Source organism: Cellulomonas sp. P1_C4, from assembly GCF_056406355.1.
In genome coordinates, this window is sequence record NZ_JBFUAI010000018.1 from 68380 (window position 1) to 93850 (window position 25471).

The 25471-nt window shown below is 72.9% G+C and carries 24 protein-coding genes, 1 tRNA gene and 1 pseudogene; 7 read left to right on the forward strand and 19 right to left on the reverse strand.

Going from position 1 to position 25471, the window contains the following annotated elements; all coding sequences use genetic code 11:
- The first annotated feature begins 24 nt into the window (after positions 1–24).
- The 3 genes from AC1DYZ_RS14945 (at position 25) to AC1DYZ_RS14955 (ending at position 2481) form a co-directional block, all read left to right on the forward strand.
- Positions 25–747: an alpha/beta fold hydrolase gene (locus AC1DYZ_RS14945; protein ID WP_477065977.1), complete on the forward strand. Its 723-nt coding sequence runs from the start codon at positions 25–27 to the stop codon at positions 745–747.
- Between the two features lie 34 nt (positions 748–781).
- Positions 782–1534, forward strand: a complete 753-nt coding sequence (locus AC1DYZ_RS14950) for an SDR family oxidoreductase (protein ID WP_477065978.1) — start codon at positions 782–784, stop codon at positions 1532–1534.
- 62 nt (positions 1535–1596) lie between these two features.
- On the forward strand, positions 1597–2481 hold the full coding sequence (locus AC1DYZ_RS14955; protein WP_477065979.1) for an alpha/beta hydrolase: 885 nt from the start codon (positions 1597–1599) through the stop codon (positions 2479–2481).
- A gap of 136 nt (positions 2482–2617) precedes the next feature.
- On the opposite strand, the gene AC1DYZ_RS14960 is transcribed toward AC1DYZ_RS14955, so the two are convergent.
- Positions 2618–3433, reverse strand: coding sequence for an SGNH/GDSL hydrolase family protein (locus tag AC1DYZ_RS14960; protein WP_477065980.1), 816 nt, complete (start codon positions 3431–3433; stop codon positions 2618–2620).
- Between the two features lie 248 nt (positions 3434–3681).
- Positions 3682–4299, reverse strand: coding sequence for a CG0192-related protein (locus tag AC1DYZ_RS14965; RefSeq protein ID WP_477065981.1), 618 nt, complete (start codon positions 4297–4299; stop codon positions 3682–3684).
- A 72-nt stretch (positions 4300–4371) separates the two neighbouring features.
- Between AC1DYZ_RS14965 and AC1DYZ_RS14970 the strand changes: the two genes are divergently transcribed.
- The gene (locus AC1DYZ_RS14970) at positions 4372–4503 is read left to right on the forward strand and encodes a hypothetical protein (RefSeq protein WP_477065982.1); all 132 of its coding nucleotides are present in this window, start codon (positions 4372–4374) and stop codon (positions 4501–4503) included.
- Positions 4504–4528: 25 nt separating this feature from the next.
- Complete coding sequence (locus AC1DYZ_RS14975; RefSeq protein ID WP_477065983.1) at positions 4529–5317, forward strand: YdeI/OmpD-associated family protein; 789 nt, start codon at positions 4529–4531, stop codon at positions 5315–5317.
- A 57-nt stretch (positions 5318–5374) separates the two neighbouring features.
- Here AC1DYZ_RS14975 and AC1DYZ_RS14980 read toward each other — a convergent pair whose 3' ends face one another.
- The 9 genes from AC1DYZ_RS14980 to AC1DYZ_RS15020 form a co-directional block, all read right to left on the reverse strand.
- Complete coding sequence (locus tag AC1DYZ_RS14980) at positions 5375–7411, reverse strand: beta-galactosidase (protein WP_477065984.1); 2037 nt, start codon at positions 7409–7411, stop codon at positions 5375–5377.
- The gene (locus AC1DYZ_RS14985) at positions 7381–7695 is read right to left on the reverse strand and encodes a hypothetical protein (protein WP_477065985.1); all 315 of its coding nucleotides are present in this window, start codon (positions 7693–7695) and stop codon (positions 7381–7383) included. Before AC1DYZ_RS14985 ends, AC1DYZ_RS14980 begins: the two co-directional genes overlap by 31 nt.
- A 60-nt stretch (positions 7696–7755) precedes the next feature.
- Complete coding sequence (locus AC1DYZ_RS14990) at positions 7756–9969, reverse strand: family 78 glycoside hydrolase catalytic domain (RefSeq protein WP_477065986.1); 2214 nt, start codon at positions 9967–9969, stop codon at positions 7756–7758.
- A 296-nt stretch (positions 9970–10265) separates the two neighbouring features.
- Positions 10266–12989: an FtsX-like permease family protein gene (locus AC1DYZ_RS14995; protein WP_477065987.1), complete on the reverse strand. Its 2724-nt coding sequence runs from the start codon at positions 12987–12989 to the stop codon at positions 10266–10268.
- Complete coding sequence (locus AC1DYZ_RS15000; RefSeq protein WP_477065988.1) at positions 12986–16162, reverse strand: hypothetical protein; 3177 nt, start codon at positions 16160–16162, stop codon at positions 12986–12988. The genes AC1DYZ_RS14995 and AC1DYZ_RS15000 overlap by 4 nt, the downstream gene beginning before the upstream one ends.
- Positions 16155–16856, reverse strand: a complete 702-nt coding sequence (locus AC1DYZ_RS15005; RefSeq protein WP_477065989.1) for an ABC transporter ATP-binding protein — start codon at positions 16854–16856, stop codon at positions 16155–16157. Before AC1DYZ_RS15005 ends, AC1DYZ_RS15000 begins: the two co-directional genes overlap by 8 nt.
- Entirely contained in the window at positions 16853–17761 is a 909-nt protein-coding gene (locus AC1DYZ_RS15010) for an ABC transporter ATP-binding protein (RefSeq protein WP_477065990.1), read from the reverse strand. Before AC1DYZ_RS15010 ends, AC1DYZ_RS15005 begins: the two co-directional genes overlap by 4 nt.
- A gap of 518 nt (positions 17762–18279) precedes the next feature.
- Positions 18280–18720 (reverse strand): hypothetical protein, encoded by a 441-nt coding sequence (locus tag AC1DYZ_RS15015; protein WP_477065991.1) that lies wholly within the window; start codon positions 18718–18720, stop codon positions 18280–18282.
- A 167-nt stretch (positions 18721–18887) separates the two neighbouring features.
- The gene (locus AC1DYZ_RS15020; RefSeq protein WP_477065992.1) at positions 18888–19640 is read right to left on the reverse strand and encodes a phosphotransferase; all 753 of its coding nucleotides are present in this window, start codon (positions 19638–19640) and stop codon (positions 18888–18890) included.
- 310 nt (positions 19641–19950) lie between these two features.
- Here AC1DYZ_RS15020 and AC1DYZ_RS15025 point away from each other — a divergent pair, with 310 nt between their 5' ends.
- The gene (locus AC1DYZ_RS15025; protein ID WP_477065993.1) at positions 19951–20493 is read left to right on the forward strand and encodes a DUF2231 domain-containing protein; all 543 of its coding nucleotides are present in this window, start codon (positions 19951–19953) and stop codon (positions 20491–20493) included.
- A 4-nt stretch (positions 20494–20497) separates the two neighbouring features.
- Positions 20498–20611, forward strand: a pseudogene (locus AC1DYZ_RS15030) (NAD(P)-binding protein); the annotation flags it as partial.
- Positions 20612–20927: 316 nt separating this feature from the next.
- On the opposite strand, the gene AC1DYZ_RS15035 reads toward AC1DYZ_RS15030, so the two are convergent.
- From AC1DYZ_RS15035 to AC1DYZ_RS15070, 8 genes are all read right to left on the reverse strand, one after another.
- On the reverse strand, positions 20928–21494 hold the full coding sequence (locus AC1DYZ_RS15035; protein WP_477065994.1) for an SDR family NAD(P)-dependent oxidoreductase: 567 nt from the start codon (positions 21492–21494) through the stop codon (positions 20928–20930).
- Positions 21491–21934, reverse strand: coding sequence for an SRPBCC family protein (locus AC1DYZ_RS15040; protein WP_477065995.1), 444 nt, complete (start codon positions 21932–21934; stop codon positions 21491–21493). The genes AC1DYZ_RS15035 and AC1DYZ_RS15040 overlap by 4 nt, the downstream gene beginning before the upstream one ends.
- Complete coding sequence (locus tag AC1DYZ_RS15045; RefSeq protein WP_477065996.1) at positions 21934–23136, reverse strand: zinc-dependent alcohol dehydrogenase; 1203 nt, start codon at positions 23134–23136, stop codon at positions 21934–21936. The genes AC1DYZ_RS15040 and AC1DYZ_RS15045 overlap by 1 nt, the downstream gene beginning before the upstream one ends.
- Positions 23137–23475: 339 nt before the next feature.
- Positions 23476–23706, reverse strand: coding sequence for a helix-turn-helix transcriptional regulator (locus AC1DYZ_RS15050; protein WP_477065997.1), 231 nt, complete (start codon positions 23704–23706; stop codon positions 23476–23478).
- Positions 23707–23866: 160 nt separating this feature from the next.
- Positions 23867–23939, reverse strand: a tRNA-Ala gene (locus tag AC1DYZ_RS15055).
- 71 nt (positions 23940–24010) lie between these two features.
- Positions 24011–24709 (reverse strand): histidine phosphatase family protein, encoded by a 699-nt coding sequence (locus AC1DYZ_RS15060; RefSeq protein WP_477065998.1) that lies wholly within the window; start codon positions 24707–24709, stop codon positions 24011–24013.
- Positions 24706–25095: a ribosome silencing factor gene (gene rsfS, locus AC1DYZ_RS15065; RefSeq protein WP_477065999.1), complete on the reverse strand. Its 390-nt coding sequence runs from the start codon at positions 25093–25095 to the stop codon at positions 24706–24708. Before rsfS ends, AC1DYZ_RS15060 begins: the two co-directional genes overlap by 4 nt.
- 18 nt (positions 25096–25113) lie before the next feature.
- Positions 25114–25471 (reverse strand): hypothetical protein (locus tag AC1DYZ_RS15070; RefSeq protein ID WP_477066000.1); only part of this gene is annotated, 358 nt, incomplete at its 5' end.

Below are 25471 nucleotides of genomic sequence, written 5' to 3' on the forward strand. Positions count from 1 at the left end.
CCACACCCACGAAGGAGAACTCTCATGAGCACGAAGAAGCCCACGGTCGTCCTGGTCCACGGCGCGTTCGCCGAGTCCAGCAGCTGGCAAGGCGTCGTGGAACGGCTGCAGGCCCAGGCCGTTCCCGTCGTCGCCGTCGCCAACCCGCTGCGCAGCGTCGCGGGTGACTCCGCGTACGTCCGCGACGTCGTCGCCGACATCACCGGCCCCGTCATCCTCGTCGGCCACTCCTACGGCGGCATCGTCATCACCGAGGCGGCCGCCGACAACGACTCGGTCGTCGGCCTGGTCTACGTGAACGCGTTCGCCCCCGAGCACGGCGAGAACGCGTTCGACCTCTCGGCCAAGTTCCCCGGCAGCACCCTGGGGGCCGCACTCAAGGCCTACCCGCTCGCCAGCGGTGGCAACGAGCTCGCGATCCGTCCGGACGTGTTCCGGCAGCAGTTCGTCGCCGACGTCCCGGCGGCCGTGGCAGACGTGCTGGCCGCAACCCAGCGGCCCGTGACCGAAGCCGCGCTGGTCGAGGGGCTGACGTCGGAGAAGCCGGCGTGGGCGACGCTGCCGTCGTGGTTCGTCTTCGGCGACGCGGACCGCAACATCCCCGTCGCGCTGCACCGGTTCATGGCCGACCGCGCCGGTGCCCGCGACGCGACCGAGGTGGCCGACGCCTCGCACGCGATCTCGGTCTCCCGTCCCGACGCGGTGACCGCCGCCATCCTCGACGCCGTCGCGCACTGGGACGACTGACCCACCCTCGCCTCTCAGAACGGAGACAGCAGACATGAAGATCCTCATCATCGGCGGCACGGGCCACATCGGCTCCAACCTCACCGGCCTCCTGCGCGCGCGTGGCCACGACGTCACGCCGGCCGCACCTAGCACCGGGGTCGACACCATCACCGGGCAGGGCGTCGCCGAGGCGGTGGCCGGCCAGGACGTGGTCGTCGACGTCAGCAACGCCCCGGCGTGGGACGACCAGGCCGTGCTGCACTTCTTCACGACGTCGACGAGCAACCTCCTGGCTGCCGAGCGAGCGGCCGGTGTCCAGCTCCACGTCGCACTCACGATCGTGGGTGCGGAGCGCGCTCCGGACAGCGGCTACCTGCGCGCCAAGGTCGCCCAGGAGAAGCTCATCCAGGAGTCCGGGCAGCCCTTCACGATCGTCCGCTCGACGCAGTTCTTCGAGTTCGTCCGCGGGATCGCCGACGCCGCGGCCGACGGTGACGCCGTCCGACTGCCGGGTGCCACCCTCCAGCCGATCGCCGGCGACGACGTCGCGCGGCTCCTGTGCGAGATCTCGACGTCTCCGGCGGCCAACGGTGTCATCGAGATCGCGGGACCCGAGGCCATCGGGCTCGACAACCTCGCCCGCCGGGCCCTCGAGCGGGACAACGACCCTCGCGTCGTCGTGACGGACCCGGATGCCCGCTACTTCGGCACCCGGCTCGAGGACTCGACCCTGACGCCGGGTGAGGGCGCGCGCATCGCACCGACACACTTCGGCGACTGGCTCGCGACGCACCCCCGCGTCTGAGCCCTCACAGCTGACGGCGGGCGGTCCACACCGCCCGCCGTCACGACCAGCGAAGGACGCTCATGTTCGACGACTTCAGCGAACGACTCCTGCAGACCGGACGTGGACCTGTCTTCGCGCGGGTCGGCGGCGACGGACCGCCCGTCCTGCTGCTGCACGGCTACCCGCAGTCCCACCTGATGTGGCACTCGACCGCACCCCTGCTCGCCGCGCACGTCACCGTCGTGGCCGTGGACCTCCCCGGGTACGGCGCCTCGTTCCGTCCGCAGCTCGCCGACGACCACGCCCCCCACTCCAAGCGAGCGTTGGCCACGGACCTGGTCCAGGCCATGGCCGACCTCGGCCACGAACGGTTCGCCGTCGCCGGCCACGACCGTGGCGGACGCGTCGCCTACCGGATGGCCCTCGACCATCCCGAACGCGTGACGGGTGTTGCCGTCTTCGACGTCGTGCCCACCGGCGAGGTCTGGGCCCGCGCAGACGCAGATCTCGCGCTCGCGTACTGGCACTGGGGCTTCCTCGCGCAGCCTGCCCCACTTCCCGAGCGCCTCATCGGCGCCGACCCTGGCGCGTTCTTCGACCTCCACGTCCGAAGGCTCGGCATCGGCGCCACGGCCGGTCGGTACCCACCGGCACTCGTGGCGAGGTACCGCGCGCTCCTCGACGATCCGACCACCGTCGAGGCCATCTGTGAGGACTACCGCGCAGCCGCGACCATCGACCGCGCCCACGATGACGCGGACGTCCGCGCGAGGCGCCGGATCGACGCTCCGCTCCTCGCTCTGTGGAGCGCGCGAGGCGCCCTCCCGCGCCTGTACGGAGACGTGCTCGACGTCTGGCGGCCCTGGGCCTCACAGGTGTCGGGCCGGGGGTTGGACACCAGCCACTTTCTCGTCGAGGACGCCCCGGACGAGGTCGCTCACGAGCTTCGCACCATCTTCGGCTGAGCCGACTCCGATGCAGAGTCCCAGTACTGCCGAACCTCGGCTGCCACTGAACCCTGTCAGCGTCCAGTGCGGGGCGTGCGTCTGCGGTCGGTGTGGTGACTCCCGCGTGACCGCGGTGCGCGACGGTCGGTCGGCCTCAGCGCAGCTTGACCGGACCTAGCGCCGAGTTCACGGCGGCCGTGTATGCCTCGTAGCCATCGAGTGTCGGGTGGAAGGCTCCAGGGTCGGAGGGCCCCAGGATCCACGGATCAGGTGCGTTTGCTCCGTGACCGTCGAATCGCTGACGAACGTCGACGTACTGGAAACCGGCGCGGGCGACGGCGGCGTCAATCACCGAGTCGAGCGTGTCCGCAAGGGCGTTGAGGCTGCTGAGTTCCGCCGACGAGGCGCCCAGGTAGCTGCCGTACTCCGGCGAGAAGAGCCGCGGGTAGCCAGTGACGACGACGTGGGCGTTCGGGGCGGCCGCGGCGATCTTGGAATACACCGAGTCGAGGAGAGCCGGCAGCTGGTTCGTGATCCGGGCCCCGACGAGCGCCACCGCACCCGCGCACTGGGCGTCGGTGCCACCGAGGCACGCGACGACCGAGCTCGACCAGCCGATGTCGTTACCGCCGATGGTCAGCGTCACCAGCTCTGTGTCGGCGTCCAGCGCGGCGAGCTGCCCGCCGGTGACCAGCGAGGTCGTGGTGGCGCCCGCGCAGGCGACGAAGTCGTCGAGATTGAGGCGCTGTCGCCCGTCGAGCTGCACGGCGTAGGCGCCCTGGGAGCGGCCACAGTTGGCGTAGGGCGGGACGCCGTATCCGGACGCGTACGAGTCGCCGAGGGCGTCATAGACGACGCGCGAGGCAGCGGCGGGCGCTGCGCTCGCTCCGGAGCTGACCGAGCCGACGAGGGCGAGCATGGCGATCGCAGTCAGGACGGCGGCCCTGGTCGTCCGTACGGAGCGCTTCATCTAGGCACCATCCCACACAAACCGTGCCGAATGAGATTGAAGTACCCCGGGGCGCGGTGATGGTCTGCTCCCCGGCGGCGATCGGCTCGAGACGGTGCCGGTCGAGGCACCGGGGCGTCGGCTCGCGCGCAGAGGCAGGGAACGGTGGGGTGCTCGTCGCACCGGGCTACCCCGGGCGGAAACCTGTCATCGAGAATCATCTGCGGCCGGCCGCGACCCGACCCCCGGTCGGCAGCAGAACCCTCGGGTCAGGCGACGTAGGCGAGCAGCACCGGCGCGTCGAGGCCCGGCCACGTGCCCGTGAGGGTGGACTCACGGTCGGTGGGAGTCGCCGGCCGGTCGAGGCGACGGCAGACGACGACGCTCAGGGCTCCGGACATCTCCATGACGGTCGTCAAGCCATCCGAGGACGCGATCACGTCGTCGATGAGCGGTATGACACGCGAGCGAGAGTCGCCGCCGGTCACGCGCACGCTCGGTTCGCGCGGGGCGTCGGCGCCCTCCACGATCTCCTCGGCCTGACCAGCACCGCCCAGCAGCACGGATGCCAGCACGCGCGCGTAGACGGGGTCCCCGGTCGCGTCGTAGATCCAGCGTCGCCCGAGCACCGAGTGCTCCATGGTGCAGATCAGGAACTGGTCCGCTCCGTCCAGCCGGGCTCCGCGGTAGGTCAGCGGGACCTGGAGCAGGTGCCCGTCGGCGGTCGACAGGACGTGCGTCTCGATCCCGACCTCGCCGTCCGGGTCGTCGAACCGGTACGCACCGACCAGCTCGAACTCCTGCTCGCCCCACGGTTGGGTAGGAACCCAGTCGGCCAGCAGCTCTGCCTTGGTCGGACGGATGGAGGCGCGATGGATCAGGGCCATCGGCCGACCCTAACGTGGGCGCCGCCCGCCGTCGTGTCCGGTCGGCTCCGCGTTCGCCGCGGTCAGCGGGTCGTGCGCGAGAACGGGACGGCGATCCACTTCCTCCAGCCCACCGGCACGCACGGCTCGTACGCGGTCGTCGAGCTGCGGGTCTGGCAGATGCTCATGGCGCCAGCTCGCGACATCGCACATCGCCCGGCTTGACGCACAACGAGGCGGCAGCATCCACGTGGCGCCCGTGTACTACGTGTACGAGGCGCCGGACATCCTGATCGGCACCCAGGCGAGGACGCACAAGGTCCGCAACGTCGCGCGCGACCCCCGGGTCACGGTCCTGTTCGACGTCCCCACGCCCGTGCCCATCGGCGCGTTCACGGGACCGCCGAGCTCGACCAGCAGGACGCCAACCGCCGGACAGCGGTCGGGCACAATCGGCGCCATGGCCGGACGGGACGACGCAGCACACGTGCACCTGGAGACGATCGAGCAGTGGCGGGCGTGGCTCGTCGAGAACCATGCCACCCATCCAGGGGTGTGGCTGGTGTCGTGGAGACGGGCGACCGGGCGTCCTGCGGTGCCGTACGTCGAGGCCGTCGAGGAGGCGCTCACGGTCGGGTGGATCGACGCGACCCGGCGGACCCTGGACGACGAGCGGTCCGCCCAGTGGTTCACGCGGCGCAAGCGGGGGTCGGGGTGGGCACGGACCAACAAGGAGCGGCTGGTCCGACTGGAGGCCGAAGGGCGGATGCTGCCCGCGGGTAGAGCGGTGGTCGAGGCGGCGAAGGCGGACGGGTCCTGGACAATGTTCGACGACGTCGAGGCACTCGTCGTCCCGGACGACCTGGCCGTGTCTCTCGATGCGCACCCGGGGGCGCGGACCACGTGGGACGCCTACCCGAAGTCGGTGAAGCAGCTGCACCTCGTGTGGATCATGCAGGCCAAGCGCCCCGAGACCCGCGCGAACAGGATCGAGCAGGTCGCCAGCAGGGCGGCCGCGGGAGAGCGCGCCATCCGGTGACGCACTCGCCCTCCCCCGGCGGCCCCGTGATGTGTGAGATCTATGGCCAGGGCCGGTTCAGTCTTCTCGGACGACGACGACGCCCAGCGCGGGGACGTCCGCCCCCGCCTCGTGACGTCGGTCGGCCACGAGGTCATGCCCGGAGACGTGCAGGGGCATGTCCGTGCTCGTGTGGTTGACCGCGAACAGCCAGCTACCGGTGGCGCTCCTCCGACGGACAACCTCCAAGCGACCGGGCGACGGGACGACGGACGGCACGCCGGACGCCGCGACCACGCGTCCGAGCAGGTCGGCGAGGGACGGGCCGTCGAGACGGGTCGACAGGTACCACGCGGCACCGCCCGACCGCGCGTCTCGGCGCGTGACCGCAGGACCGCCCGCCGACGGTCCGTCGAGATAGGTCGCCAGCGCCTCAGCGCCCGTCAACGTCATCCGCTCGGTCCAGACCTCCCCGGTACTCCCGTCGCTCAGCGTCGTCGTGCCATGAGCAGCCAGCGGCGCGAACTCCTCCACGCGGATGCCGAGCAGGTCCCGGAACGCCCCGGGGTAGCCGCCCAGCAGCACGCGGTCCTGCTCGTCGACGATGCCGGAGAAGTACGTGACGAGCACCTGGCCGCCGCGAGCCACGACGGCCGACAGCCGGTCGGACAGGTCCGCGGGCGCGAGGTAGAGCGTCGGCACCAGGACGACGTCGTAGCCGTCGAGCGACGACGTCGCGGGCACCACGTCGACCGCGACGCCCGCGTCGAGGAGCGCGCCGTGCATGCGCTGGGCGAGGTCGAGGTAGCGCAGGTCGACGGTGGGGCGAGCCTCCAGCTCGGCCGCCCACCACGCCTGGGTGTCCCACAGCAGGGCCACGCGGGCCCGCTCGACCTCGCTCCCCCGCACCTCGGCGAGCCGGCCCAGGGTCGCCCCCAGCTCGACGACGTCCCGGAACAGCTGCGAGTCGCGCCCGGAGTGCGGAACCATCCCGGAGTGGTACTTCTCGGCGCCCGCCCGGGACTGCCGCCACTGGAAGAAGAGCACCCCGTCGGCGCCGCGGGCTACGTGCTGGAGCGAGTTGCGCAGCATCTGCCCGGGCTCCTTGGCCAGGTTGCGCGGCTGCCAGTTCACCGCGCTGGTGGAGTGCTCCATCAAGATCCACGGGCGCCCGCCGGCCAGCCCGCGCGTCCGGTCTGCGCTGAAGGCGAGATCGGCCCACCCCCGAGGGTCCTCGCCCCAGAGGTAGTGGTCGTTCGAGACGATGTCGAGGAGCGGCGTCGTGGTCGTGTAGTCGATCTTCTGGAACCCGCTGATGACCATGTAGTTCGTCGTCACCGGCAGGTGGGGCGTGACCTCGCGCAGCACGGCGGCCTCGGCCTCCAGGTGCGCGACGAACTGGTCGGAGGAGAATCGCTCGAAGTCGAGACGCTGCCCCGGGTTGGGGAACGAGGTGGTGCGCCGCGGCGGCAGGATCTGCTCGAAGGACGAGTACCGCTGACCCCAGAACGCGGTGCCCCACGCCAGGTTGAGCGCGTCGACGTCTGCGTACCGGGCTCGCAACCACTCGCGGAACGCTGCGGCAGACACGTCGCAGTAGCAGCGGCCGTTGTGGCCGCCTAACTCGTTGGAGACGTGCCACATCTTCACCGCGGGGTGGTGGCCGTACCGCTCGGCGATCACTCGCGCGATGCGGGTGGCGTGCGCGCGGATCACCGGGGACGAGACGCACCACGACTCGCGGCTGCCGTGCGTGAACCGCAGGCCGTCGGCACCGACGGGCAGCATCTCCGGGTGCTTCAGGTGCAGCCACACGGGCGGCGCCGCGCTCGGCGTCGCCAGGTCCACCCCGATCCCGGCCTCGTGCAGCAGATCGAGGATCCGGTCCAGCCAGCCGAAGTCGAACCTGCCCTCGGCGGGCTCGAGCTGTCCCCACGAGAAGATCCCGACGCTGACCAGCGTCACGCCGGCCTCCTGCATCAGCGCGATGTCGTCCGGCCAGACCTCCTCCGGCCACTGCTCCGGGTTGTAGTCCGCCCCGAACGCGATCCCCTCGGTGGGCCACGGGCCCGTCCAGCGCGGGCTCACCGGGTCACCGCCACGAGGACGTCCCACGCGCCGAGCGTGACGGTGTCGCCCGCGGTGAACCGAACCGGGGCCGGCGAGGACCCGTGCGGCGCCGCGAGAACGTCGAAGTCAGTCGGAACCGTTACCACGGTGGCCTCCCAGGACCAGTTGTGCACGAGGTGCGCCCGCACGTCCGCGAGCCGGGTATCCACCCGAGCCCGACCCGCGCTGGAGCGCCGGGGGCATCGCGGCGCACGGCGGACGAGCTCGTGCGGACCATCGCCCGTGAGGTCGTTGATCGCGACAGCGTTCCCTTCGGCGAGCGAGTTCATGTCGCGGTTTCTCCTGACGACGAGGGATCGAGTCGATGGTGCTGGGACAAGCTCTTGCAGCTACGCGACGAAGTGATGCGTCCCACCGTCGACCCGCTCCACCCGGCCGTCGGGGAGCACGACCTCGGTCGGGATGCCCTCGGGCACGGTGACGTCGAGGTCGAACTGTGTCGCATTCTGCGTCCAGTGGACGGCGATGCGGCCGACGGGTGAGTCATAGGCAGCGGTCACGTAGTCGATTCCCGGGCCCGGGACCGGGTGGATGCGGATTGCCCGGTAGCCGGGAGCGGCCGGACGGATGCCGGCGACCGTCTGGTAGATCCAGTCGGCGACCGCCCCGAGCGCGTAGTGGTTGAAGCTGGTCATCTCACCAGCGTTGATGCTCCCGTCCGGAAGCATCGAGTCCCACCGTTCCCAGATCGTGGTTGCTCCCATGGTCACCGGATAGAGCCACGACGGGCACTCCTTCTCGAGGAGCAGGCGGTACGCGTCTTCGACGTGACCTGTCTCGGACAACGCCCACGACACGAACGGAGTGCCGGCGAACCCGGTCGTGATGCGGTACCCGGCCGCGCGGACGATCTCTGCCAGCCGAGCAGCCGCAGCGCTCCGGTGCGGCTCGTCGAGGAGACCGAAGGTGATCGCCAGTGCGTAGACAGTCGCACAGTCCGAGACGACCCGACCGTCGTGGACGTAGTGGGCGTTGAACGATGTCCGGGTCCGGGCCGCGAGCTCTCCCCACCGGGCCGCCTCGTCGGCGTGGCCGAGGATCGCCGCAGCCTCTGCAGTGAAGGACGCGCTGCGGAACAGGCACGCGGTCGCCACGACCCCCGTGTCGGCCTTGGCGTCGGCCGGTGCGTCCGGGGGTGCGTCGGGGTCGAGCCAGTCGCCGAACTGGAAACCGCTGTCCCATAGTCCGGTCGGGGACAGCCTCCCCTCGACGGACTCCAGGTGCATCGCCATACCGGGGTAGTGCGCGCGGAGCCGGTCGACGTCGCCGAAGGCGTTCCAGAGCGCCTGTGGGACCCAGACGGCGGCATCGCCCCAGACGGCGGTCGGAGTTCCACCGAACTCGATGTCGAGCCTGGACAGGTCACCGAGCTTCATCACGTCGGGAACGACGAACGGGACGATCTGTCCCGGTGCGTGCGCCGTCTCCTCGGCGAGGTCGAGGAGCCACTTGTGCAAGAAGTCGGCGGTGTCGAACTGGAACGACGCCGACGCCGCGTAGGCCGCGATGTCACCGGTCCACCCGAGTCGCTCGTCACGCTGCGGGCAATCGGTGGGCACGTCCAGAAAGTTGCCCTTCTGGCCCCACACGGAGTTCTGCACCAGTTGGTCCACGAGCGGGTCGGAACAGCTGAACTCGCTCGTGGGCCGAATGTCGGAGTGCACGACGACCGCCTCGAGGTCGTCCGCGGTGAGCGCGCCGGGCCAGCCCGTCACCTCGGCGTAGCGGAACCCGTGGAACGTGAAGGTCGGCTCGAAGGTGTCGACGCCACCGGAGAGCAGGAAGGTGTCGGTGGCGCGGGCGTCGCGCAGCGGCCGGGTACCGAGCTCCCCGTCTTCCACGACCTCGGCGTGCCGAACGACGACCTCGGAGCCTTCCGGACCGCTGGCCGTGACACGGAGCCAGCCGACGAGGTTCTGCCCGAAGTCGACGAGCGTGCGACCGGACGGGGACTGCCAGATCTGCTTCGGGCGCAGCACCTCGTGCCGGGTGATCAGCGGAGCGACCTGTGCGACGAGCGTCGCGCGGTCGAACGGCACCTCGTGCACTGCCACAGACTGACCGCTGCCTCGGAGTCGAGCATCGATGCGTTGCCCGCCGTAGAGGGAGTTCTCGGTGGTTGCCGAGGTACGGGCCGTCCAGCTCGGGGACGTCGCGACGGTCTGTGAGGAGCCGTCGTCGAAGACGATCTCCAGTGCGGCGCAGAGGCCGATGCGCTCTCCGTAGTTGGCGTTGGCTCCGCTGAAGCCCAGGTCGCCCCGGTACCACCCGTTGCCCAGCTCGACCTCGATCGCCACGTCGCGAGGTCCGGCGGCGACGAGGCGCGTGACGTCGTACTCCTGGTACTGGAGCCGCCACTCGTACGCGGTCCAGCCTGGGTTGAGTACCGACGTGGTCACCGCACTGCCGTTCACGTACGCCTCGTACACCCCGTGCGCGGTCGCGACGAGCCTCGCCGACCGGATCGTCGACGGTTCACGATCGAGCGGCACGGTGATGCCGAACGTGACGGCCGCCGTACGGCTCGCATCGCCGGAGATCATGGCCGCGCCGGAGAGGAGGTCACTCGCACTGCTTCGGAAGGGGGTAGCGGTCTGGTGAGACAACGATGGCTCCTTCGCCGACATCGGATCACGTCACGCGACTCACGGCAGGGAGAACGTGCCGGCGATCTTGAATCGGTTCACATCATCAACCATCCACCGGCTGCAGATCGCCTTACCCGAGCCAAGTCACCCGATCGGCTACCGCCACGGCATGGAGCATCGGTTCAGGACCGAGGCACGCTCGCCAGCAGGCGCTCACCGGTGACCGAGGGAGGCACCGCCGCCGATGCTGCTCAACGCACCCGCAGCACCTGGCCCAGCCGCTCGCGTCGGCGGGCGGACGACTCTACGGCGACCACGACCAGGACGGCTGCGCCGACGAGCACGACCGGCACCACCGTCCACCACGGCAGCACGACCCCGGGATCACCCGCCTGCCCCGTGACGAGCCGCAGCGCGAGCGGCGCCACTAGCGCACCGACCAGGACCATGCCGAGCAGGACGCCTCCCGCCGCGGCCACCAGGATCGACGGCAGCAGCTCTCCGGCCGCGACCCGCGTCGTGTCCCGGTGGCGCAGCCCGAGCACCCGCGCCGTGGCGAGCGACGTGGCGCGCCCCGGGGCGGAGGCCGCTGCGGCCATGACCACGATGATCGTCGCGTACCCGGCGCACAGCGCCGCGACCAGGGCGAGCAGAGCCAGCAGCCCGTCGGCGAGCGGGTCGGACCGGCGATCCGTCAGCCACTGTGCGCGAGTCAGCACGTCTGCCCGGACCGCCGGCGCAGCCGCGTGAGCCAGTGCGGGGGCGTCCGGGCCGACCGCCCACACGGTGTCCGGACCCACCTCCTGCTGCTCCGCGGCCGCCCCCTCGGAGCCGGTCCGCTCGGCTCGCGCGGCGGCGAGCGCAGTGACGACGGCGGCCAGCGCCGCGCGGTCCACGACGACGGTCGGACCGGCCGGCGTCCCGTCGGCCAGCTGCGTCGGGAGCGCGGGGACCTCGCCCACGGGCTGCAGCTCGATCGTCACGTTGCCCCAGCGCAGCAACGGCCGGGTGCCCAGCAGGGGCTCGGGGACGAGCGCGGGCAGCGGTCCGAGGGCGGCGCCGGAGGCGTCGGCCAGCACCGCGAACGCCCGAGAGGTACCGAACGGCGTGCTCGCGAGCAGCTCCCCGTAAGGCCCCGGGTCGACCGCGAGCACCCGCACGGCGTCGACGCCCCGCACGTCGAAGAGCTCGCTGCGGTCCTGCACCCGGCCGACGGCGACGGCATCGACGCCGTCGGCGGCCGCCAGTCTGTCCGCCACGTCCTGCAGCGACGCGGCGGGCAACGTTGTGCGCACTACGACATCGGCCCCCACCGTGTCCCACGAACCCTCCGCCTGACCGGCGCGCGCGGTGCTGGCCAGCGCGCCGCACAGCGCGACGAGCGTCGTGACCACGACGAGAGCGACGAACGGGAGCACGGCCCCCGTGGCGCCGGCGCGCGCGGCCGACAGGAGCAGGGGCGCCTTGCGCGACCTGCGGGCGACGGCCAGCGCACCGCTCAGCAGCACCGGCACCGCCCGCCACAGCAGCAGCGCGCCGGTCACCGCGACGAGCACCGGCGCGGCCGCGAGCGCCAGGTCCGCCGGGCCGGAGATCGACACGACACCCCGTCGACGCAGCGCGACCAGGGCAGCGGCCGCGAGCACGAGCAGCGCGGCCTCGACCGAGATGCGCCGCACCGTGCGCACGCGCTGCGCGAGGCGCCGGTGGTGCCGGTCGGTCGGGACCCGGCGGGCGTCGCAGCGCGCGGCCGTCACCGTCGCGAACGCGGGGGGCGCGACGATGCCGACCGCCACGACGACGGCCCAGGGCCACGACACCGTGCCCGGCGCCGCGAGCTGGCCGAGCCCGAGGCCCACCGCGGCCCCCACGCCGACGACCACCGCCGCCTCGGCGGCGGCCCCCGCGGCGATGCCGGGGAGGGAGGCTCCGCGGGCGCGCACCGTGCGGAGTGCCGCTGCCCGGCGGCGCGCGAGGAGGTCGGCCCCGACCAGGAGCACCAGCGCGGTGCCCCACCCCAGCCCGGCGAGCACCACCGTGGCCTGCGACCACGTCGCTGCCACGCGTGCACGTGCCTGCGTGAGCACGAGGTCGAGCCGAGACGTGACCCTCGCGTCGGGCCCGGGAGCCAGCACCAGCTCCGGCGACGCCTCCAGCGCGGCGATCTGCGTGGCCAGGGCGCCGGATCCCGCGTAGTCCAGCGCCTGGGGCTCCACCAGGAACCGGAACCTGCGGGTCACCCCGTCCGGCTCCAGCGCGGCGCGGGCTCCGGGCAGCGACGCCGCGGACAGCAGCCCACCGACGACGGTCGTCGGCGCGTTGCTCTGCCCCACCACCCGCGGCTGCAGGATCTCCGGCCGCGCAGTCCACACGAGGTCTGTCGGGTCCGTCGCCTCGAACACGCCGGTGACGAGCACGGGGACGACCGTGCGGTCGGCCATCTGGGACTGGAAGGTGTCACCGGCACCGACGCCGAGGACTCCAGCCACCTCGTCGGACAGCGCGAGCTGCACGGCACCGTCCGGACCCGGCCGGCCGGGCGCGCTCCCCGCGAGCCAGCGGACGGAAGGTTCCTGCCCCGCCCACAGGTAGCTCATCCACAGGACGCCTCCCGTCGGCAGCCCGGGCGTGCTGACCGTCAGATCGACGCTGGTCGCGTCGGCGAGGGGAGGCCCCAGAACGGGCTGAAGCGACGGCGGCAGGGCGCTCTCGATCCCGCGCGCTGCATCGTCGACGCCCGCCCGGGTGTTCTCGGGACCGACCGTCGGGTCCGACGCGCCGGCACCGTACATGCTGGTGACCACGAGGTCGGCGGCCGGATCGGCGGCCGCCACGGCGGCCCGGACGGCGGTGTCGGCACGGTCGCTCAGTAACCGGGTGACCGCGTCGGTGACACCGACCGTGAGCGCCACGACGAGCACGGTGACGGCCAGCGGCCACAGGTCGGCCCGGGTCCGTCGCCAGGCCGCCCTCATGCTCCCGGCTCCATCCGCAGCCGGGCGATCGTCGAACGACGCACTGCACGGGCGGCCAGGGGGACAACCACGGCGGCGCACCCGAGGAGCAGCAGGAGGACCGTCGCCACCTGCGCCTGCCACGGCCAGCTCACCGCCACGGCCGGCACGGGCCGCAGTCCCTGGCCGGAGACCGTCAGGAGAGGGCCGATGGTCCAGCACGCGAGGGCGCCCAGGAGGGCGCCGGCGAGCACCGGCACCCCGATGAGCACGGCCTGCTCGGCGAGCACGGACCTGAGCACCGAGCGCCGCAACGCGCCCAGGCCGCGCAGGCGGGCCACGTCGACCTCGCGCGCCTCGAGAGACGTCGTGGTGTGCAGCGCGGTCCCGACGAGCATGAGCACGACGGCGGCGACCACCAGCAGGGCGGCCGCGGCCCGCTGCGCCGCATGCAGGGGACCTTCCTCGCTCTCGCGCGCGACGGCGGTGCGGTCGGTCACCGGACCGATCCCCTCGGCCTCGAGCGTCGCGGCGGCGTGCGCGGGCACGGTGCCGCCGACCCACCATGCGTCGGTCACGGTGTCGAGGTTCCCCTGGCTGAGCGTGGCGCGGGACAACGTGTCCACGTCGGCCAGCAGCGCCGCCGCGCGGGGTTGCGAGGGGATATAGGCGGCGATGCCGTCGACCTTCGCGCGCACCGGGGTCAGACCGAGGGAGACGTCCACGCCGTCGCCGACCGCGAGCCCCAGCTGGTCCGCGAGCCGTGCCGAGACCACCACGGGAACGTCGTCGACGGGCTCGAACGCGAGCGCCGTCAGGGTGCCCTCGGACCAGAGCAGCCCCGGCAGGTAGGCGGTGCCGTCGAGCGTCAGGTGCGCACCCTCGGGCGCGTCGGTGGCCGCGATGCGGTCGAGGGCTGCCACGACGTAGTCGCTGCCCGGCGGCCGCGCTGGGGACCACGTGCCGCCGAGCGCCAGGGTCGCGCCGGGGAGCGTCACGTCGAGGACGAACGCGGCCTGGCTCGGCAGGTCGGGGTCGTCGGAGTCGCCTGCTGCCGAGAGCCGGGTGTCCACGGCCACGACCCGGACGTCGGGCGGTACGACCACGGCGAGGTCGTGCGGGACGCCGTCCAGCGGAACCTCTCCCGCGGGCAGCGCGGCGCGCCCACCGTCGCCGTCCTGCACCACGAGGCTGAGCGTGCCCGTCATCGGGATCTCGTCCGCGACCTGACCCGTCACCACCAGCGGGGCGCTCGTGCCGGACAGCTTGATGCCCCCGACAGGACCCGCCGGTGCCAGGCCCGCCGTGACGTCTGCCCAGCCACCGGACGGCAGCCGGCCGCGCAGCAGCCCGTCGGCGTCGCGCGTGTCGACCGCGACGAGCTGCACGGCCGCGTCGCCGCCCTGCGCCCGCGAGCCGAGCGTCACGGGCCGGCTCGTGACCGGGCTGACTCGACCGTTCGTGGCCGCCCGTAACGCCGAGCCCGCGCCGAGGGCGTCCAGCTGCGCGGGCACCGACAGGTCCGTGCCGACCGTGGCGGCGGCCTGGTCGCGCTGGGACTGCGCCCACGTCGCAGCGAAGCCGATGCCGAACGTCGCGCACGCCATCGCCAGCACCACGAGGAACGCCGCGGCGGCACCCTGCGGGCGACGCGCCACCCCCCAGGCGGCGAGCGGCAAGGTCAGCGAGCGCGACGACGCCGCGCGCGCCTCGGCGCTCCGGGCGAGCAGCGGGAGCGGGCGCAAGACGAGGGCCGCGCCCGCTGTCAGGCACAGCGCCGGCGCGACGACGAGCACCGGGTCCACCGTGGCGCCGCCCGTCACGAGGTGGGCGCGCAGCTGCAGGTAGGCGAGCCCCGCCAGAGCGAGCAGCAGCAGGTCCGCGCCGGAGCGGGCCACCACGCCCACCCGGTCCTCGCGGGTGCCTCGCGACGTCCCCGTGCGCAGCCAGGGCAGCACGAGCAGACCGCCGAGCACGACCGTGACGACAGCGACGCTCACGACGAGCGGGAGTAGACCGCCCTCGGGGACGGCCTCGGGATCCAGGCCGACGGCGCCTGCCAGCACCTCGTACAGCGCGAGGGCCAGCGCCGTCGCGGGGAGGATCGCCAAGAACGCGAGGGCGCCCGCCTCGACGGCGGCCTGGCCGACCAGGCGCGCGCGCCCCGTCCCGCGCGCGGTGAGCAGCGCCGCCTCGGCCGCGCGCCGCCCGGCGACCAGCCGAGCCGCCAGCACCACCGTGGTCGCTGCCAGCGCGCCGCCCAGCAGCGCCACGGCGAGCACGCCCGAGCCGGTCACCCCGCGCTGGTCCCGCGCGTCGTGCATCGTGCGCGCGAACGGCAGGTCCACCACGAGGTTCTGCGTGCGGTCACCGAGCGCGCTGGCCAGCTCCCCGTCCAATGCATCGACCCCCGCACCGGCCCGGGTGAGGTCGGCCGAGGTCGCGTCCGTCAGGTCGGGCTGCACCCGCAGCGTGACCCGACGCAGCGGGACGCCGCTCGCAGCGACCTCGCCGGCTCCGACGACGAACGGTCCGTAGGCGGTGATGTACCCGCGGTAGTTCGGGCTCACGCCGGTTCCCTGCAGCGGGTCCTCCTCCCACGCCACGCCGGGTCGCGGCACGAACGTCCCGACGACCGTCAGCCCGGCGCCGCTGCCGCCCGGGGCCGCGGCGAGGGTGGTCCCGCTCCCGACGTCGAGACCGAGCGCCCGCGCGGCCGACGTGGGCAGCGCAGCCTCGCCCGGCGCGTCGGGCCACCGCCCCGCGACGAGCGTCCCGCGGGCGTCGCGGTCGTCGAGCTCGGCGAGGTACGCCAGGCTCAGGAGGCGTCCGTCGGCCGGCAGGTACCGCATGACGGTGGAGGTCCACGTGGTCGTGGCCGTCGGGAGATCCCCGAACGGGGCGGTGAGCATCGCCGACGCCTCGGCGACGGCCCCGGAGGCATCCTGTGCGGTCGCCGCGACGCGCTCGCTCTCGTCCGGGTCGTCGGGTTCTTCCGGGAAGCCGAGCGCGACGCCGACCTCGACGTCCGCGACCGGGGTGTCGACGATCGCCAGCTGCAGCGCCCGCTGCGGGGAGGCCGTCAGCAGCAGCACGCACGCCCCGACGAGCGACGCGCCGGCGACCATGACCGCCAGCACCGCCACCAGCACGGCGACCTGGGCGCGGGCCCGTCGCCAGACGAGCTCAGCCACGCTCGACAGTCCCTACCAGCCGGCCGTCCACCACGCGCACCGCGCGGTCCGCGAGCGCGATCATCACCGGGTCGTGCGTGGCGACCAGTGCCGTCATCCCCTCCGCCTCGACGACGCCGCGGATCAACGCCATCACGGCCAGACCGGTCTCGCTGTCGAGCTGCCCGGTGGGCTCGTCGGCGACCAGCAGCCGAGGGGACCCGGCCAGCGCCCGCGCGATGGCGACCCGCTGCTGCTGGCCACCGGACAGCTCGTCGGGCCGCTGGAGCGCGTGCGGGGTCAGCCCGACGAGCTCGAGGAGCATCTCGACGCGGCGTTCCCGCTCGGCCACGGGTGCCTCTCGCAGCCGCATCGGCACGCCGATGTTCTCGGCCGCGGTCAGGACGGGCATCAGACCGAACGTCTGGAACACGAACGCGACCTTGTCCCGCCGCAGGATGGCCTGCTCGTCGTCGCTGAGCGCGGCCACGTCGACGCCGTCGACCAGCACGCTGCCCGCGTCCGGGCGGTCGAGCCCGCCGACGACGTTGAGCAGCGTCGTCTTGCCCGACCCAGACCGCCCGACGAGCGCGACCAGCTCACCAGGTGCCAGGTCGAGGTCGACGCCGCGCAGGGCGTGCACCGCGGACGGACCGCTGCCGAAGGTGCGGTGCACGTCCCGGACGTGCACCGCTGCGCCGCTGCCGGCGCTCACCGCTGGCTGCCGTCGGGCCAGACGCCCAGGTGGTCGGCCTCGAGCGCGAGGCGCACGCGCCGGGTCATCGCGAGCGCCTCGCGGTACTCCCGCGGCACCTGCAGCCGCCCCGCCCGGTCCATGACCGCGTACTCCTCGTGCGTGACGTCGCCGCCGGCGTCCCGCCGGAGCACCTCGCTGCTGGTGCGTCCGTCCCGGATCGCGACGGTGCGCTCCACGAGCCCGCTGACGGCCGGGTCGTGCGTGACCACGACGACCGTGGTGCCGGACTCCCGGTTCGCCGTGCGCAGCGCGTCGAACACCTCCCGGGCCGTGGCGGTGTCGAGCTCGCCCGTCGGCTCGTCGGCCAGCAGCAGCTGCGGCTCGTTGGCCAGCGCAGTCGCGATCGCGACGCGCTGCTGCTCACCGCCTGACATCTGCTGCGGCTGCCGGTCGGCGACGTGCCCGACACCCACCAGGTCGAGCAGCTCGCCCGCACGCGCCGCCCGCTGCCGGCGTGGCCCCCTCATCGGCAGTGCGACGTTCTGCCGGGCCGTCAGGTACGGCAGCAGGTTGCGGGACGTCTGCTGCCACACGAACCCGACCATCTGGCGCCGGTACGCGACCCGCTCCTTCGCGTGCATCGCCATGAGGTCCCAGCGACCGACGCGCACCCGACCCGCCGTCGGTGCGTCCATCCCGGAGAGCACCGCGAGGAGCGTCGACTTGCCTGAGCCGCTCGCTCCGACAACCGCGACCATCTCGCCCTCGTCGACCAGCAGGTCCAGGCCTTGGAGGGCCTGCACCTCGACGCTGCCCGACTGGAAGATGCGCACCAGGTTGTCGCAGGCGACCAGGGCGTCGTGACCGAACTGCGCGGCCGGCTTGGCGCCGCCACCGAGGGCCTGGAGCGTGCTGTCCGACACCTGCAAACTCCCTCCGTGGCGACCATCCCCCGCAGGCTAGGCCGATCCGCACCGCTCCGAGCGCAAAACAGCCCACGCCGTGCCAGCAGCCGACGGACGGATCGTGACGGTCAGCGCCCGGTCCACACCGGGGGTTGGCCGTCGCGGAACGCCTGCACGCCCCTCGCGGAAGTCCTTGCTGCCGTGCAGGACCACGTCGACCCGCCTGAGCGGAGGAGTGGGCTTCTCGAAGCCGTTGCCGTCGTTGTCTACGTGGACCTCGGCGTCTACCGTCTGCGCGGTCGTCAGATGGTCGACGGGGCCAGGCCATGCTCGTCGTCGCCGCCGATCCCGTCACCTGGGGCACCGCCCTGGGCCGAGGGCGCCCGGCCTTTGAGCACAGGCCGTGACGCCTGGTTGCGCGGGATCACCAGGCCGAAGGTCCGCGGACCACGATCAGCAGCACCGGTCCGGACAGCCGTCCGGACCTCGTCGAGCGGGACTTCACCGCGACCGCGCCCGACCACCTGTCGCGCGGCTCAGGCGTTCGGCCGGGCCTCGTGGCCGGCGCGGCCATGCGTGCGGTTGCGCTCCTTGAGCTGCGACTCGTACACATGCCGGCGCCCGTCCAGGAGCCGGTCGCGAAGGCGGCGCTCGGCGTCAGCGAAGGTCCGGTAGTACCCGTCATCGAACTCCTCAACCATCTGGAACGTCCAGCGCCCGTCGAGCACGTTGCGGCCGACGACCTCGGTGCGCAGCTCCTCGGCAAGGTCCTGGTGCCCGGCCTCGGCGAGCCGGTCGAGGGCCTCGGCGAGCTCGGCGTCGGCGCGGCCGACGAGACGGTGGAAGGCGTAGAGCATGCCGCGTGCGTGCTCGATCACCTCGAAAGCGGCGGTCACCCCGCCGACAGCGCCGACGACGGCGTCGCTGACTCCGGCGGGTGGACGGTGGTCGGTATCGGGACGGTCCTTGGTCGTCATCGCCCTATGGTGGGCAATCCGGCCCGACGGCGCGCGCTGGGCTCATGCCGGTAGGTCCGGCTTCTGATCCTGGTGCTTCAACCTGGGCGCTGCTCCATGCGCGGCGCACGCCGCGCTCGTGCGGCATCGTGATCCGCCGGGCGCTGTGCGGCTAGAGCGAAGAGCCGCTACCCACTGAGCGCGTCCCGCACGAGCGCGAGGGCCGCGCGCACCACGTTCGGCGGTTGGGCGCCCACGAGGTGGAGCACCGACGCGGCCTGGTCCAGCGCTGCCGCGGGCGACTCGGTCAGCCCAGAGAGGTAGGCGTCCAGCGCGGCCGACACAAACCCCGCCGGGATGTCGAGCGTGGTGACGTCGCCGGCGTCGCGCGGCACCCCGCCGACGGCGGCGGCTGCGAGCGTCATCGCCGTCATGGCGGTGTCCAGAGTCGCCGGCCCCGTGCGGGCTATGGCCCAGTCGATCAGCACGGGTCCGTCGTCGGCGAGCAGCACGTTGGCGGGGTGCAGGTCGAGGTGCACGACGACGTGACCGGGCTCCCGGACAGGTGGCTCCGCCAACCGCGGGAGACCCGCGAGCGGGACCCCGTGCAGCTCTCTGTGCAGTCGGGCGAGTGTCCGGCCCACGTCGACAGCACCGATCATCCCTCGCACGCCCGCCTCGACGAGGGTCAGGCCGTCGATACGGTCGAGCACCATCGCGACGGGACGCCCGTCGGCATCGAGCTGCACGCCGTGGACGGCCGGTACCCGAACCCCGTGCCGCGCGACGTGCTGCATCACCGTGACCTCGAGGGTCACATCGCGGCCGTCGTCGTACCGCCGCAGAACCGTCCCGACGCCGGACTCGTGGACCGTTGCTTCCCGTCCGCGAGCGAGCAGCCGGCCAGGCCGGACGTCGAGAACAGGGGGCAGCTCGCCCATCCCACGCAACCTACGCCGTGGCACAGCTACCCGATGTAGAAGAATTCGCGGCTGCTTGCGGGTAAGGCGGGCTCCGCCGGCTGGCCGGGGCCGGTACGACCTCGACCTCGATCTCGATCTCCATCTCGGAACGATGAGCGGCACGGACCCCGAGCCTGACATGCCCCCGCCACCGACGATGACGTGGCGGTCGGCAAGGAGTCCGGGCTCGCTTCGGGCCGCCGAGCTCTCGTCCTGCGCACCAGGCCCGTCGCTGCGATGCTCGCGGTGGTGAAGAAGTACGCCGCCCTCCGCACGTCGAGGAGCGTCGATGGTGTCCCAGTCATCTGCTCAGAACGCACTGCCGCGCAGGATCGCCACCGGGCTCGAGACGAGTCCCGCCCTGGACCGGCCGGCCCAGACACTGCGCGCGCTGGCGAAGCCGCTCGACTCGCTCCCCCGCATCCGGGGCGTGCTCGCAGGCATCCCGTTCGGCCACGCCGTCCACCCCGTCCTCACGGACATCCCGATCGGGTTGTGGACGAGCAGCACGGTGCTCGACCTGGTCGGCCACGAGTCGTCGCGCGCGGCCTCGGACCGCCTGCTCGGTCTGGGCGTCCTCGCCGCGGCGCCGGCAGCCCTGACGGGCTTGGTCGACTGGTCGTCGTCGAGACAGCGCGTCCAGCGCGTCGGCGCGGCGCACGCCTTGCTCAACGGCGTCGCGCTGACCCTCTACTCGACGTCGTGGCTCCTGCGGCGCCGCGGGCGTCGACGGCTCGCCGTGGTGGTGTCCCTCGCCGCGGGCGGGGCGGTCGGCTCGAGCGGCTACCTCGGCGGCCACATGGCCTTTGTCCAGCGCGCTCCTCAAGCCTGATGACATGGAGGTCACCACCGTCGACGCCGTGGTCATCGGCGCCGGGCCGAACGGACTTGTCGCCGCGAACGCGTTCGTCGACGCCGGATGGGACGTCCTGGTCCTCGAGGAGCAGGGGGCGCCGGGCGGCGCCGTCCGTACCGCGGAGGTGATCACGCCCGGCTTCCGCACGGACCTGTTCAGCGCCTTCTACCCTCTCGCCGCCGCGTCCCCGGTCATCACGGGGCTCGACCTCGCCGACCACGGCCTGCACTGGGTGCACGCCCCGACCGTGCTGGCGCACGCGCTCGACGATGGTCGGGCCGCGGTCCTGCACCGCCGAGCCGAGGACACCGCCGCGGGGCTGGAGCAGTTCGCGCCCGGTGACGGCGACGCGTGGCTGCGCATGGTTGAGGCCTGGCGCGCGATCCGGGACCCGCTGCTCGACGCCCTCTTCACGCCCCTGCCGCCGCTCGTCTCGCTTGCACGGCTCCCTTTACCGGACCGGCGTCTCGGGGGCTCTCGACCTGGCCCGCATCGGCGTCCTTCCCGTACGACGGCTCGCCGACGAGAACTTCCGCGGCGAGGGCGGCGGGTTGCTCCTGGCTGGCAACGCGATGCACGCGGACGTGCCCCCGGACGCGGCCGGGAGCGGCGTCTTCGGCTGGCTGTTGGCCATGCTCGGGCAGGACGTCGGCTTCCCGGTGCCGCAGGGCGGCGCGGAAGCGTTGTCCGGAGCCCTCGTGCGACGTCTCGAGGCTGCCGGCGGTCGGGTCGAGACTCCGCAGGAGCGCCGCCACGGCGTCGCGGTCCACCACGTCGGTCGGCACGACGAGGGCGCCCGGCCATCCCTGCGGGGCGACATCGGCGCACTCCCGCGCGACCGTCTCCAGGACGGCCCTCGAGCGCGACGCCAGCACGAGCGCGTCGCCACGCCGGGCCAGGCGGTGCGCCGTCGCCCGGCCGATGCCGCTGGACGCGCCGACGAGGACGACGACGCGGTCGTCGGGCGACGCCCTCACGCGTCCACCGATCGGCCCTCGGCCAGATCCGCCAGCCGCCGGAGGGTCTCCGTGTTGCGCGGGACGAGAAGCGCGGTGCGCAACGGCTTCGGAACGAGCAGGCCGGGACCGCGGACGGCGTCCTCGACGATCCGCACCGAACTCCCACCGCCGTGCGCGAGCACGTCGATGCGCACCCGCGCCTCTCCCGCCGGCCAGCCTCGGGCCCGCAGCTCGATGCCGCGGTCCGGACGCCACGCCAGCACGATCGTCTCGTCGTCGATCACGGCCGGCCACACCCCGAAGGAGTGGGCGATCGAGGACCCCGGCGCCGGGAAGCCGGGGTCGACGGAGCGCAGGCGCGACGTCCCGACAACCCACGTGGCGTAGGTCCACCCGTCGGCGAGCACGTCGAGCACCGCCTGCGGGGCGCAGCTCATCGCCCTGGTGACCGTGGCCATCAGCGCGCCGGTGCCGCGGGGTCCAGGACGACCTTGATGCAGCCGTCCTCCTTGGCCTGGAACATCGCGTATGCCTCGGGGGCCTGCTCGAGCGGGAGGCGGTGCGTGCGCAGGTCGAGCACGCCGAGCGGGTCGTCGTCCGCGGACACCAGCGGCAGGAGGTCGTCGACCCACCGGCGCACGTTCGCCTGGCCCATTCGCAGGGTCAGCTGGCGGTCGAACAGATCCATCATCGGCATCGGGTCCACCGCGCCGCCGTAGACGCCGGAGATCGACACCGTGCCGCCGCGCCGGGCGAGCCGGATGGCGGTCTGCAGGGCCGCGAGCCGGTCGATGCCGGCTTTCTCGATGACAGGGCGCGCGAGGACGTCGGGCATCAGTCCGGCGAGCTTCTGGGCTCCCGACGCCGCCGGCGACCCGTGGGCCTCCATACCGACAGCGTCGATCGTGGCGTCGGCGCCCCGGCCATCGGTCAGGTCGTGGACCGCCACCAGGAGGTCGTCCACAGCCGCGACGTCGATCACCTCGATGCCGTGCCGGCGCGCCATCGCCAACCGCTCCGGCACGAGGTCCAGGCCGATCACCCGCCCGGCTCCGCGGTACGCCGCTATGCGCGCCGACATCTGCCCGATCGGCCCCAGCCCCACGACGACCACGCTGCCACCGGACGGGACCTGGGCGTACTCGACGGCTTGCCACGCTGTCGGCAGGACGTCCGACAGGTACAGGTACCGCTCGTCCGGTGACCCGTCGTCCGGCACCACCACGGGACCGTAGTGAGCCTGCGGGACCCGGAGGTACTGCGCCTGCCCGCCCGGGACCTGTCCGTAGAGCTTGGTGTACCCGAAGAGCGCGGCACCCTTGCCCTGGTCACGGACCTGGGTCGTCTCGCACTGGGACATCAGCCCGTGGGTACACATCCAGCACGTCCCGCACGCGATCCCGAACGGCACGACCACCCGGTCGCCGGGCTTGAGCCGCGTCGCGCCCGGGCCGACCTCCTCGACCACGCCCATTGCCTCGTGACCGAGGACATCGCCCTTGTCCAGATACATCCCCAGCACGCTGTAGAGATGCAGGTCGGAGCCGCAGATCGCGGTCGACGTCACGCGGACGATCGCGTCGGTCGGTTCCTCGATACGCGGATCCGGGACGGTCTCGACCCGGACGTCCTCGCGTCCCTGCCAGGTGAGTGCGCGCACGTCGTTCCTCCTGCTCGTGCTTCCCCGGCGACCGTTCTGCACCCGAGTGACGATCGTGCGCTCTCCTGTCCGTCGCCGCGACCCGACGACGTGGGCGGCGGGCGACGCCGCCCCGTCAACCCCGCCGCCGGCGCCCGGGTACCCGTCCCACGCCGTGCTCGACCGGGTGCCGAGGATCAAACGGAGTTGCAACCTGAAGAAGGGCGCGGATCCGGACCACGACGTGGACGGAGCTCGCGTGCCTCTCCTGGTATGTCGCTGCGGGACGGTAGCGCCCGACCAGATTGGCCACCGCGATATCGCCGAAGGTGCCGATCGCGGTGCGCGGGCGCCCGCGGCTCACGTGCCGCCTCGCGGGCGGTGGCGTTCGCCGTCGGCGGTTTCCATGCGAGCCAGCCAGGCTTCGACCTCGCTCATCCGGAACCGCAGCTGGCGTCCGACCCGGAAGCCGCGCGGTCCGTGCCCTTGGGAGCGCAGGTCGTACTGGGCCTGGTTGCTCACCGACAGGCAGGCGTCGAGCTCGGACAGGGTCATCGCCGGCTCCGTGGCCGACAGCACGGTGGTCTCCATGCCAGCAGGTCTGCGGCGCCCGGCCCAACACGCGCGAGAGCGTCCGAGACTGTCCCGTGCGGGGCCGAGTCGCGACCGATGAGTGGCTAATAAATGGCCGATGGCCACGTCAGGCTCCTAGGTTCAGGATCCCGGCGTGGCCTCTGACCAGCACTTTCGGTGGAGCTGAGGGGATTCGAACCCCTGACCCCCTGCATGCCATGCAGGTGCGCTACCAGCTGCGCCACAGCCCCGCAGCCTCCCGAGGGAGACCACTCACGCCCGTAGGCGCTCGGAGAGTTTAGAACGAACGCGGGCCCAAACGCTAATCGGGGTCCCGGGTCCCGGCGTCGGCGTCCGAGTCGTGCGCCGTGTCGGGTCCGGCGTTCCAGTCGCTCGACGCGTCGGTGGGCCCGAGGTTGTAGCCGACCATCCGCCACGCGGGCGCGAAGTCGCCGCGGGTGGCGATGAGCTCGGTCCAGTGGACGTTGAGCATGCCGGCGAAGCCGTGCCAGTCGGTCGGCATGCCGAGCAGGTCGCCGACCGCGCAGCTGATGGCGGAGCCGTGCGAGACGACGACGAGCGTGTCGTCCTGACCGAGCGCGGCGGCGTGCTCGAGGATCCCCTCGCGGACGCGCTTCGCCACCTCCGAGCGCGTCTCGGCGCCGACGCCCTCGGGCTGGCCACCGGCGCGCCAGACGGCGAACTCGTCGGCCCAGTCCCGCTTCAGGTCGTCGCCCGTGAGGCCCTCCCAGAGGCCGAACGCGCGCTCCCGCAGTCGGGGGTCCACGACGAGGTCGAGTCCTGCCGCGCGCCCCAGGAAGCTCGCGGTCTCGTGCGCGCGGCTCAGGTCGGAGGTGACGATGACGGTCGGCTCGTGCCGGGTCAGCAGCCGGGCTGCGGCCGTGCGTGCCTGCCAGCGGCCGACGTCGTCGAGCGGGATGTCGACCTGGCCCTGCAGCCGCGCCTGGGAGTTGTAGGCCGTGCGCCCGTGCCGGACCAGGAGCAGGCGACCCGCCGTCACGCGTCGATGCCCTCGTCGGTCCCCCGCGCGTCAGCGGGGAGATCGATCACCGGGCAGTCCTTCCACAGCCGCTCGAGGGCGTAGTACACCCGGTCCTCCGCGTGCTGCACGTGCACGACCACGTCGCCGAAGTCGACGAGCACCCAGCGCCCGGCGCCCTTGCCCTCGCGACGGATCGGCTTGGCGCCGAGCTTGAACAGCGCCTCCTCGACGGCGTCGACGATCGCGCCGACCTGCCGTTCGTTGCTGCCGGAGGCGATGAGGAAGACGTCGGTGAGCACGAGCTGCTCGCTGACGTCGAGCGCGATGATCTCCTCGGCCTTGATGTCGGAGGCGGCACGAGCGGCCGCCACGGCCAGCTCGATCGCTCGTTCGGTCGCAGCCACGGGTCTCCTCGGTGTTGGTCAGGCAGGACCGGCCGGGAGGCCGGTCAGGACGTGCGTCTGGTGGGTCGCGGCGGACGCGCTGGGCATTGCGGCGGACGCGGCGCTGCTCCCGGCCGCGCTCTCGCGCTGGCTCAGGAGCAGGACGATGAGGAAGCCGAGCACGAACGCCACCAGCGCGAGCACGATGAGGTGCAGCCAGGTGTACGGGTGGCGCGGCCGCTCCTCGTCGTCGTCGTCATCATCGTCGTAGCCGTCGTGCGCGGCCGTGCTCGGCGCCGGCTCCGGCCGTGCGGCGATGGGCGGGGTCGTCGGATCCCCGCCTGCGCGCGGCGCCGGCACGGTCCCGGCGGCCAGACCGGTCGGCGACCAGGTCGCC

Excerpts from the sequence above, each read along its gene's own strand:
- AC1DYZ_RS14945 (WP_477065977.1), top strand. The coding sequence starts at position 25 with ATGAGCACGAAGAAGCCCACGGTCGTCCTGGTCCACGGCGCGTTCGCC.
- AC1DYZ_RS14950 (WP_477065978.1), top strand. The coding sequence starts at position 782 with ATGAAGATCCTCATCATCGGCGGCACGGGCCACATCGGCTCCAACCTC.
- AC1DYZ_RS14955 (WP_477065979.1), top strand. The coding sequence starts at position 1,597 with ATGTTCGACGACTTCAGCGAACGACTCCTGCAGACCGGACGTGGACCT.
- AC1DYZ_RS14960 (WP_477065980.1), bottom strand. The coding sequence starts at position 3,433 with ATGAAGCGCTCCGTACGGACGACCAGGGCCGCCGTCCTGACTGCGATC.
- AC1DYZ_RS14965 (WP_477065981.1), bottom strand. The coding sequence starts at position 4,299 with ATGGCCCTGATCCATCGCGCCTCCATCCGTCCGACCAAGGCAGAGCTG.
- AC1DYZ_RS14985 (WP_477065985.1), bottom strand. The coding sequence starts at position 7,695 with ATGAACTCGCTCGCCGAAGGGAACGCTGTCGCGATCAACGACCTCACG.
- AC1DYZ_RS14990 (WP_477065986.1), bottom strand. The coding sequence starts at position 9,969 with ATGATCTCCGGCGATGCGAGCCGTACGGCGGCCGTCACGTTCGGCATC.
- AC1DYZ_RS14995 (WP_477065987.1), bottom strand. The coding sequence starts at position 12,989 with ATGAGGGCGGCCTGGCGACGGACCCGGGCCGACCTGTGGCCGCTGGCC.
- AC1DYZ_RS15015 (WP_477065991.1), bottom strand. The coding sequence starts at position 18,720 with ATGACGACCAAGGACCGTCCCGATACCGACCACCGTCCACCCGCCGGA.
- AC1DYZ_RS15020 (WP_477065992.1), bottom strand. The coding sequence starts at position 19,640 with ATGGGCGAGCTGCCCCCTGTTCTCGACGTCCGGCCTGGCCGGCTGCTC.
- AC1DYZ_RS15025 (WP_477065993.1), top strand. The coding sequence starts at position 19,951 with ATGGTGTCCCAGTCATCTGCTCAGAACGCACTGCCGCGCAGGATCGCC.
- AC1DYZ_RS15040 (WP_477065995.1), bottom strand. The coding sequence starts at position 21,934 with ATGGCCACGGTCACCAGGGCGATGAGCTGCGCCCCGCAGGCGGTGCTC.
- AC1DYZ_RS15050 (WP_477065997.1), bottom strand. The coding sequence starts at position 23,706 with ATGGAGACCACCGTGCTGTCGGCCACGGAGCCGGCGATGACCCTGTCC.